7 protein-coding genes are annotated in these 8513 nt (G+C 63.0%); 2 read left to right on the forward strand and 5 right to left on the reverse strand.

Annotation, left to right across the window (positions count from 1 at the left end; genetic code table 11):
• Positions 1-97: 97 nt before the first annotated feature.
• The 5 genes from FEM54_RS17405 to FEM54_RS17425 all read right to left on the reverse strand — a co-directional run bounded on the left by FEM54_RS17405 (position 98) and on the right by FEM54_RS17425 (position 6377).
• Positions 98-865 carry a FadR/GntR family transcriptional regulator gene (locus tag FEM54_RS17405; protein ID WP_017136273.1) on the reverse strand — a complete coding sequence of 256 codons (768 nt, stop codon included), beginning with the start codon at positions 863-865 and terminating at the stop codon, positions 98-100.
• A gap of 109 nt (positions 866-974) precedes the next feature.
• On the reverse strand, positions 975-1733 hold the full coding sequence (locus FEM54_RS17410; protein WP_017136272.1) for an alpha/beta fold hydrolase: 759 nt from the start codon (positions 1731-1733) through the stop codon (positions 975-977).
• Positions 1734-1833: 100 nt separating this feature from the next.
• Positions 1834-3237, reverse strand: a complete 1404-nt coding sequence (locus FEM54_RS17415) for an efflux transporter outer membrane subunit (protein ID WP_138452123.1) — start codon at positions 3235-3237, stop codon at positions 1834-1836.
• A complete protein-coding gene (locus tag FEM54_RS17420) occupies positions 3230-5203 on the reverse strand; it encodes a MacB family efflux pump subunit (protein WP_099549999.1) in 1974 nt (657 codons plus the stop codon). The genes FEM54_RS17415 and FEM54_RS17420 overlap by 8 nt, the downstream gene beginning before the upstream one ends.
• Position 5204: 1 nt before the next feature.
• Positions 5205-6377: an efflux RND transporter periplasmic adaptor subunit gene (locus FEM54_RS17425; protein WP_138452125.1), complete on the reverse strand. Its 1173-nt coding sequence runs from the start codon at positions 6375-6377 to the stop codon at positions 5205-5207.
• 257 nt (positions 6378-6634) lie between these two features.
• Here FEM54_RS17425 and FEM54_RS17430 point away from each other — a divergent pair, with 257 nt between their 5' ends.
• Entirely contained in the window at positions 6635-7117 is a 483-nt protein-coding gene (locus tag FEM54_RS17430) for a sigma-70 family RNA polymerase sigma factor (RefSeq protein WP_017136268.1), read from the forward strand.
• Positions 7118-7236: 119 nt separating this feature from the next.
• Positions 7237-8513: lysine N(6)-hydroxylase/L-ornithine N(5)-oxygenase family protein (locus tag FEM54_RS17435; RefSeq protein ID WP_138452127.1), on the forward strand; the 1277-nt coding region annotated here is incomplete at its 3' end.

Below are 8513 nucleotides of genomic sequence, written 5' to 3' on the forward strand. Positions count from 1 at the left end.
GCAGACACCTCGGTGTTTCTGTCAAACCGGGTCGATTCCATCGCAGGCAAGCCAGCTCCCACATTGATTGGGTTTTCATATTGGGATGGGGTGCGCCTCAGCTATGATCAAACTCCAGCAAAAAGTGCGGGCTGACCTCGCCTTCCAGCGCCGTCATGTGGTGTTCGGCGTCGCACATATGTTCATGCATCAGGTTGCGCACGGCCGTTTCATCACCGGCGCGAAAGGCCAGCAGCAACTGCTTGTGATAGTCCAGGTTGGCCGCGTCAAACTGTTTGCGCTTGGGCTTGTAGGCTTTTTTCAGCACCACCAGGTCGCGCAACAAGTCGTTGAGAAACTGCGCCATAAAGCTCAGCAGCGGGTTGGGGCAGGCCTTGGCCAACAGGTTGTGGAACTCCAGTTCCGCCAGGCGCTGTTCGCGCTGTCCGGCTTCGCTGTCTTCGGGGGCGCTGCAAAAATCCACGTTGTCTTGCAGGGCTTGATAGTCGTCTTCGCTCAAGCGACCCAGCACCGATACTGCCAGTTCTACCTCGATGACCTTGCGCAGTTGGTACACCTGCTCGCCATCCAGGTGCTGGAAGTGCAGGTAGTTACGCAACGCGCGGCTGGCCGGTTCAGTGCCGGCCTGGTTCAGGTAGGCGCCACCACTGGGGCCGGTGCGTGTGCTCACCAGGCCTTCCACTTCCAGGGCCTTGAGCGCTTCACGGGCCGAGCCTTTGGAGCACTGGAAGCTTTCCATCAGCTCGCGCTCGGTAGGCAGGCGGTCGCCGGGCTTGAGCGCGTCGGTGACGATCGAGCGTTTGACCGACTCGACAATCACATCGGAAAGCTTCTGGCGTTTGCGTCGTAGCGGGCGGCTGAGCATGCTGTTCTATTGATCCTATTAATGCGGATTAATAGCACTTAATAACGATTGAGCCGGAGCGTCAACGCAAGGTGTCGTTTTCGGCCTGAAGTGGTCGCAAATGCGCGGGTTATTCCCAGCTGCCGAGGTCGAGGCAGCGTGTGGACGCGGGCGGCTGTTTGCCGAATACGAGAAAATCGCCGACCCAGCGGTTAATGCACCCAGCGGCGGTGCCAGGGCGGGCTGGCTCTTTGAGCAGCAATTGCTCGATGCCGGCAGCGACCGGCTCGGCCTGCTCGGCATTGACCAGCACCATGCGTGCGACGCGCTCGGGAAACAGCGCGGCATAGCGGCTGCCGAGGCGGGTGGCCTGCGCGTTGCCGAGGTAATTGAGCTGGGCCTCGCCGAGTTGGGCGCGCACATACTCCATATCACGCGCCGCTTGCTCTACGCCGCTGGGCTGGCTTAGGTCACGGGGGCTCAGTTCGATCACGTCATAGCGGTTGGTCAAGGTGCGATAGGCCTGGGTAGCATAGGACTCCCAACGGCTGGTCAGGTGCAGGGCGAAGGTTGCGCCTTGGCCCTTTGGCGGCTCGCCACCCTGGATAAATACCACACCTTCACGGCTGAGCGGCTGGCGGGCGCCCACGCGGGTCAGGGCCAGGCGCACACTGCCGCGTTTGGGCGCGGCATAGTCGCGGGGCACATTCACACTGGCGCATTGGGTGCGTTCCAGCACTTCGGGGTCCGGCCGCTCCTGGGCGGGGAAGGGGCAATCCAGCAGCCAGTCAATCGCGGTCGGCGCGATCAGCGGCTCGGGCAACGCCTGGCCGGCGATCAGCCAGAGGCCGATACACGCCAGGTTTTTTACCAGAACGCTGGGTTTCATCAGGAGGGTCCGGGCTGCCGTATGAGGACGGCTTTTTTACCAAGGACCCAGGGTCGAAGAATGTAGGGCGAATAAACGCTTTGTGTAGGAGTTTACAGTTTTATTGTCGGATCTGCGTATCCCAGCCGCCGCCCAGCGCTTTGTACAAGGCAATGCTGGCTTGCAGCCGCGACAGCCGCAGTTGCACGTTCGAGTCTTGGGCCGCATACAAGGTGCGTTGGGTTTCCAGCACCGTCAGCAAGTCCTCGGCGCCTGCCTGGTAGCGGCTCTCGGAGATCTGGAAGGCGGCCTGGGCCTGTTGCAGCTCCTCGGCCTGCCATTGGCGTTGCTGGTCCAGGCGCGTGATGCTGCTGAGGGCTTTCTCCACATCGGCAAAGCCGTTGATGATCGCACCGCGATAGGTTTGCAGCAGTTCATCCTGGCGGGCGCGAGCCTTGTCGCGCTCGGCGCTTAATCGGCCATTGTTGAAGATCGGCGCGACCAGCCCCGAGGTCAGGTTGTAGAACGGGCTGCGCAGGATGTCTTCAGCTTTATAGGCGCCGGAGCCGACTGTCGCGCCCAAGGTTACGCTGGGCAGCATCGCTGCGCGTGCCACCGTGACGTCGGCACTGGCCGCCGCCAGTTGCGCCTCGGCGCGGGCCAGGTCGGGGCGACGACTGAGCAATTGGCTCGGCACGCCCGGGCCAATGCTTGGCCAGGTCAGCGCCTGGAACGGCTCGGTGCCCAGGTCCAGGGCTTGTACGGGTTGACCGAGCAGGGCGGCGAGGGTGATCCGCGATTCTTCGGCCACTTGCGCAATCAGCGGCAATTGCCGTTGTTGGCCGGCCACCAGGCTTTTCTGTTGGGCCAGCTCCAGGGCGGTGGCGGAGCCTGCGCTGTAGCGGGTTTGCACCAGGTTCAGCACGTTGCGCGCATTGGCCAGGTTCAGCTCGGCGATCTGCTGGCGTTGCTGCGCGGCGAGGGTTTGCGCGTAGCGGTCGGCGACGTTGCTGAGCAGGGTCAGCTCCACGGTGGCCTGGTCGAACTCACTGGCGCGCAGGCTTTGCAGGGCGCTGTCGCGGGCGGCAACGCGGCCACCCCAGAAGTCCAGTTCATAGCTGGCTGAGAGGTTGGCACCGAAACTGTCGACGGTCTTGTTGCTGTCGGTGGCGTCCAAGGAGGCATTGCCGCTGCCGCGCAGCAGTTTTTCACGGCTGGCGGTGAGGTTGAACTTGACCTCAGGTAACAACGGCGCCCCGGCAATTACCGCACTCGCCTGGGCCTGACGCACGCGTGCCATGGCGGCGGCCACGTCATAACTGTCGCGTCGCGCCTGGTCGATCAGGCGGTTGAGCGGCGGGCTGCCGAAGTGTGTCCACCAGCGTTGGTTGGTCGCCTGCGTGGCATCGCGTTCGGCGTACTGCCAGGCGGGCGGCGGCGCGAGGCCGCTGTCGACGCTCGGCGGGTTGCCGGTACAGGCGTTGAGCAACAGGCACACGCCCAGCAGGGAAGATCGTTTATTCACTGGTCAACGCCTTAACCGGATCGAGCCGGGCAGCTTTACGGGCCGGCATAAAGCCGAATACGACACCGGTGACCAGCGCACAGCCAAACGCGCCAAACACCGCCACCAGGGAAAATTGCACCGCCACCTCGGCCAGTACCAGCACGCCGCCCACCAGCAGCGCGAGGGCGATGCCGAACAGGCCGCCAACCACCGAGAGCATCACCGCCTCGGTTAGGAACTGGCGCAGGATGTCGCGCTGGCGCGCGCCGGTGGCCATGCGAATGCCTATTTCGCGGGTGCGTTCACGCACGGTCATCAGCATGATGTTCATTACACCGATCCCGCCCACCAGCAGGGAAATCGCCGCAATCGAACCGAGCATCAGCGACAGCGTGTTGGCCGTGCGGGCTTCGGCCTGGATCATCGCGGCGTTGTTGGTCAACTGGTAGTCACGTTTACCGTTGTGCAGCTTGAGCATCAGTTGATCAATGGCCATTTCAGCCTCATGGACCTTGCGCGCATCGGCGGCGGCAATCGCCACGTATTCGGGGTTATAAGTGCCGAACAGGCGCACGCTGGCGGCGGTATACGGGATGGCGACCCGGTCATCGCTGTCTTTATTGCCGGAGGCGGAGCCTTTTTCGGCGAGGACGCCGATGACCTGGAAAGGCACGTTTTCGATCAGGATGTACTGGCCGATCGGGCTGGCGACGTTTTTGAACAGCTTTTCGCGGATACGGTGGCCGATGACCGCGACGGTGGCGCCGGCGCGCTCGTCTTCCTGGGTGAAATAGCTGCCCTCGACCACCGGCCAGTTGAAAATTTCGGGGAAGTTGACGTCGTTGCCACCCACATAGGCCAGGTAATCCAGGTTGCCAAAGCGAACCCCCGCGTCGTTGCCGTTGACCGGCATGATGCGCTTGACCTGGGGCAACATCGCCAGTGCCGCGACATCGTTGAGGGTCACGATACCCGGCGGCGTGCGCGGGTTGGGCGAGGAGCCGCTGAGGTAAATGATATTGGAGCCGAACGCGCCCATCTGCGCCATCACCTGGCGCTTGCTGCCTTCGCCGACGGCCAGCATCACCACCACGGACGCCACGCCAATCACGATCCCCAGTAGCGTCAGCGCGGTGCGAAAACGATTGATCCACATCACTCGCCAGGCCGCGCGGACCGCATCGAGCAGTTCGGCTTTCCAGGCACCGTTGTGCTCGGCACCGTCGGCCAGGCGCTGGCGCAGGTCGACGGCTTGCAGCGCGTCGCTGTTGGCCGTGACCGGTACATGGGTGTCACTGTGCGCCGAGTCGCTGATGATCTGGCCGTCACGAATCTCGATGATGCGGTTGGCCCGCGCCGCCACTTCGCGGTCGTGGGTAATCAGGATCACCACATGGCCCTGGCTCGCCAGTTCGTCCAGCAGCGTCATCACCTCGGCGCCGCTGTGGCTGTCGAGGGCGCCGGTGGGTTCGTCGGCGAGGATGATATGCCCGCCGTTCATCAGTGCGCGGGCGATCGACACCCGTTGCTGCTGGCCGCCGGAGAGTTGGTGCGGGCGGTTGGCGGTGCGGTCGGCCAGGCCCAGGCGCGTGAGCAGGGCCTTGGCGCGGGCATGCCGCTCGGTGGCGCTGATGCCGGCATAGATCGCCGGCATCTCGACGTTTTCCTGGGCCGAACCGGACGGAATCAGGTGGTAGCCCTGGAACACAAACCCAAAGGCCTCGCGGCGCAGCCAGGCCAGTTCGTCGCTGCCCAGGTGCGCGACGTTTTCGCCGGCGAACAGGTAGTCGCCCTCGGAGGGGCGGTCGAGGCAGCCGAGGATGTTCATCAGCGTGGACTTGCCGGAGCCGGAGGCGCCGACAATGGCGACGAATTCCCCGGCGTGGATCGACAGGTCGATGCCGCGCAACACGTCGACCTGCGGGCTGTCACCGCCGCCGTAGGATTTGCGGATGTTCTTGAGTTCGATCAGCGGCGTGGTCAAATCAACCCCCACTGGCGTCGGCCGTGCCGATCAACAGGTGATCGCCTTCCTTGACGCCGCTCAGCACTTCGACGCGCAGGCGGTCGCTGATACCCACGCGCACCTCGCGTTCCTCAATGGCGCCATTTTTGGCCACCACGCGGGCCGTTTGCGTGTCGCTGCCGTGGCTGCCGAGCAAGGCCGCAACCGGCACGGTGAGCACATCCTTGACCTGGCTGGCGACGAAAAAAACTTGGGTGGTCATTTCGGCCATCAGGGCATTGTCGGCGTTGTCCACATCCAGCAGCACGGTGTAGAGCACCACGCGGCCGCTCCCGCTTTTGCTGGTGCTGCTGGGGCTGCCGTTGCCCTGGCTGGTTTCATTCAGGGGCTTGGGCGGGATCGGCAGGATCTGGCGCACGGTACTGGTCCAGCGCCGGCTGCCGCCGCTGAGCGTGGTGAAATAGGCGGTCATGCCGGGTTTGACGTGGCCGATGTCGGCTTCGGAGACCTCGGCCCATACGGTCATCGGCGACAACTTGGCGATACGCAGGATCAACGGGGTCTGCTGCTGGGCGTTGAGGGTCTGGCCGACCCGCGCATCCACCGCCACCACCGTGCCGCTCATCGGCGCGAAGATGCGTGTATAGCCCAATTCGGCCTCGTCGCTGCGCAAGCTGGCCTGGGCCTGGCGGATCTGCGCCTGGAACATGTCGACCCGTGCCTGGGTGGCACTCAGCTCGGCCTTGGCGGTTTGCACGTCTTCTTCGCGGGTGGCGTTGCCGGCCACCAGGCGTTGCTGGCGCTGGTATTTCTGGCGCGCCAGTTGGTGCTGGGCTTTCTGCTCCTGCAACTGGGCCTTGAGGTTGTCGATGGCATAGCGGCTGGCATCGAGCTTGGCCTGCTGCGTGGCCGGGTCGATTTCGACCAGCAACTGGCCTTCTTTGACCTGGTCACCGGCCTCGACATGGATCTTGCGGATCTGCCCGGATGCCTGTGCGCCCACATCGACATACCGGCGTGGTTGCAGGGTGCCCAGCGCCGTGACGCTGTTTTCGATATTGCCGCGAGTGACGGTGACAGTGGCGAGGCTGTCGCGGCCCGGCGGCAGTATCTGCCAGGCCGCCAGGGCAACGATGGGAATCAGGCACGCGACAACCAGCAGGGCGCGTCGGGCGGGGCGAGGGCGTTTCATGCGTTGGTTCCAGCCGGGAAGTGTGGACCGCAGTTAGCGGAGGGCTGACAGTTATACGAGAAAATTGCCCGACGATTTAGGCGCTTACATAGGTAGTAACAGCTCTGTCGAATAAAAAAATCGACGGTTGATGCAAGACTTCTTTAAAAGTAGATGAGAATTACTATAAATTGCACGCACTCAAACTGCCATCATCCATGGCCTGTCTTCGTAAGCACTCAAGGAACTGATGCCGTCCCCCCAGACGGTCGGGAGTCATGTTGGAAAACTACTATCGCGAGCTGGTGTGTTTCCTCAACGCCAAGCTGGGCAACCGTCAGGTGGCCGAAGATGTGGTGCATGACGCCTACGTGCGAGTACTGGAGCGCGCCAGCGACACGCCGATCGAACAGCCGCGCGCGTTTTTGTACCGTACTGCGCTGAACCTGGTGATCGACGGCCATCGGCGCAATGCCTTGCGCCAGTCCGAGCCGCTGGAGGTGCTGGACAGCGAAGAACGCTTCGCCACCAGTTCGCCCCACGCCAGCCACGATCAGGCCCAGCGCCTGGCCCTGCTCGAACGTGCCCTGGCCGAGCTGCCCAGCGCCTGCCGCGACAGCTTCCTGCTGCGCAAGCTCGACGGCCTTTCTCACCCGCAGATCGCCGAGCGCCTGAGCATTTCCCGCAGCCTGGTGGAAAAACATATCGTCAACGCCATGAAGCATTGCCGGGTGCGCATGCGTGAGTGGGACGCGCACTGATCATAGATCAGTTAAATTTTATTTCATTGTCCTCGTTTCCTATCAACACATGGCCTGTTGTTCAGGCTTTGCAGGTATTCCCGCCCCACCGCCAAGGGGCTTATCCAGAGGACACTGGAATGACACAGGCAATTGCTTCGCCCGCGGTTCACGATCTGATCGGGATCGGTTTCGGCCCTTCGAACCTGGCGCTGGCCATCGCCCTGCAGGAGCGTGAAAAAGCCCAGGGCAAACTGGACGTGGTGTTTCTCGACAAGCAGGCCGACTACCGCTGGCACGGCAATACCCTGGTCACCCAGAGCGAACTGCAGATTTCGTTCCTCAAGGATCTGGTGACGCTGCGCAACCCCACCAGCCCGTACTCGTTCGTCAACTACTTGAAGGCCCACGACCGTTTGGTGGACTTCATCAACCTGGGCACTTTCTATCCGTGCCGCATGGAGTACAACGACTACCTGCGCTGGGTCGCCGGGCAGTTCCAGGCCCAGGCGCGGTATGGCGAGGAAGTGCTGGCCATCGAGCCGATCCTGCACCAGCAGCAGGTTGAAGCGTTGCGCGTAATTTCCCGTGATGCCCAGGGCGAACAGCATGTGCGCACCACCCGTTCGGTGGTGGTCAGCGCCGGCGGCACGCCACGTGTGCCGGAGGCGTTCAAGGCGCTCAAGGACGACGGCCGGGTGTTCCACCATTCCCAATACCTCGAGCGCATGGCCCAGCAGCCGTGCGTGGACGGCAAGCCTATGCGCATTGCCATCATCGGCGGCGGGCAGAGCGCGGCCGAAGCCTTTATCGACCTCAACGACAGCTTCCCGTCGGTGCAGGTGGACATGATCCTGCGCGGTTCGGCGCTCAAACCGGCGGACGACAGCCCATTCGTCAACGAAGTGTTCTCGCCGGCCTTTACCGACCTGGTGTTCCAGCAAGTCGGCGCCGAGCGTGAGCGCCTGGTGGCCGAGTACCAGAACACCAACTATTCGGTGGTCGACCTGGACCTGATCGAGCGCATCTACGGGATTTTTTACCGCCAGAAAGTCTCCGGTATCAACCGCCAGGCCTTCCGCACCATGACCGTGGTCGAGCAAGCCACGGCCGGGCCGCTGGGCATCGAACTGGTGCTGCGCAATAACGCCAACGGCGACACCAGCGTGAGCCATTACGACGCGGTGATCCTGGCCACCGGCTATGAGCGCCAGATGCACCGCGAACTGCTGGCGCCACTGCAAGCCTATATGGGCGACTTCGAAGTGGCCCGCGACTATCGGATCGTCACCGACGAGCGCTGCAAGGCCGGTATCTATATCCAGGGGTTCAGCCAGGACAGCCATGATTTGAGCGACACCTTGCTGTCGGTACTGCCGATTCGGGCCGATGAGATTGTCGCCTCGTTGTATGAAAA

The sequence above is a fragment of the Pseudomonas edaphica genome, assembly GCF_005863185.1.
Lineage (GTDB): Bacteria > Pseudomonadota > Gammaproteobacteria > Pseudomonadales > Pseudomonadaceae > Aquipseudomonas > Aquipseudomonas edaphica.

What these genes read in the sequence shown, in the direction of transcription:
- FEM54_RS17405 (WP_017136273.1), bottom strand. Translation starts at nt 865, where the DNA reads ATGCTCAGCCGCCCGCTACGACGCAAACGCCAGAAGCTTTCCGATGTG.
- FEM54_RS17410 (WP_017136272.1), bottom strand. Translation starts at nt 1,733, where the DNA reads ATGAAACCCAGCGTTCTGGTAAAAAACCTGGCGTGTATCGGCCTCTGG.
- FEM54_RS17425 (WP_138452125.1), bottom strand. Translation starts at nt 6,377, where the DNA reads ATGAAACGCCCTCGCCCCGCCCGACGCGCCCTGCTGGTTGTCGCGTGC.
- FEM54_RS17430 (WP_017136268.1), top strand. Translation starts at nt 6,635, where the DNA reads ATGTTGGAAAACTACTATCGCGAGCTGGTGTGTTTCCTCAACGCCAAG.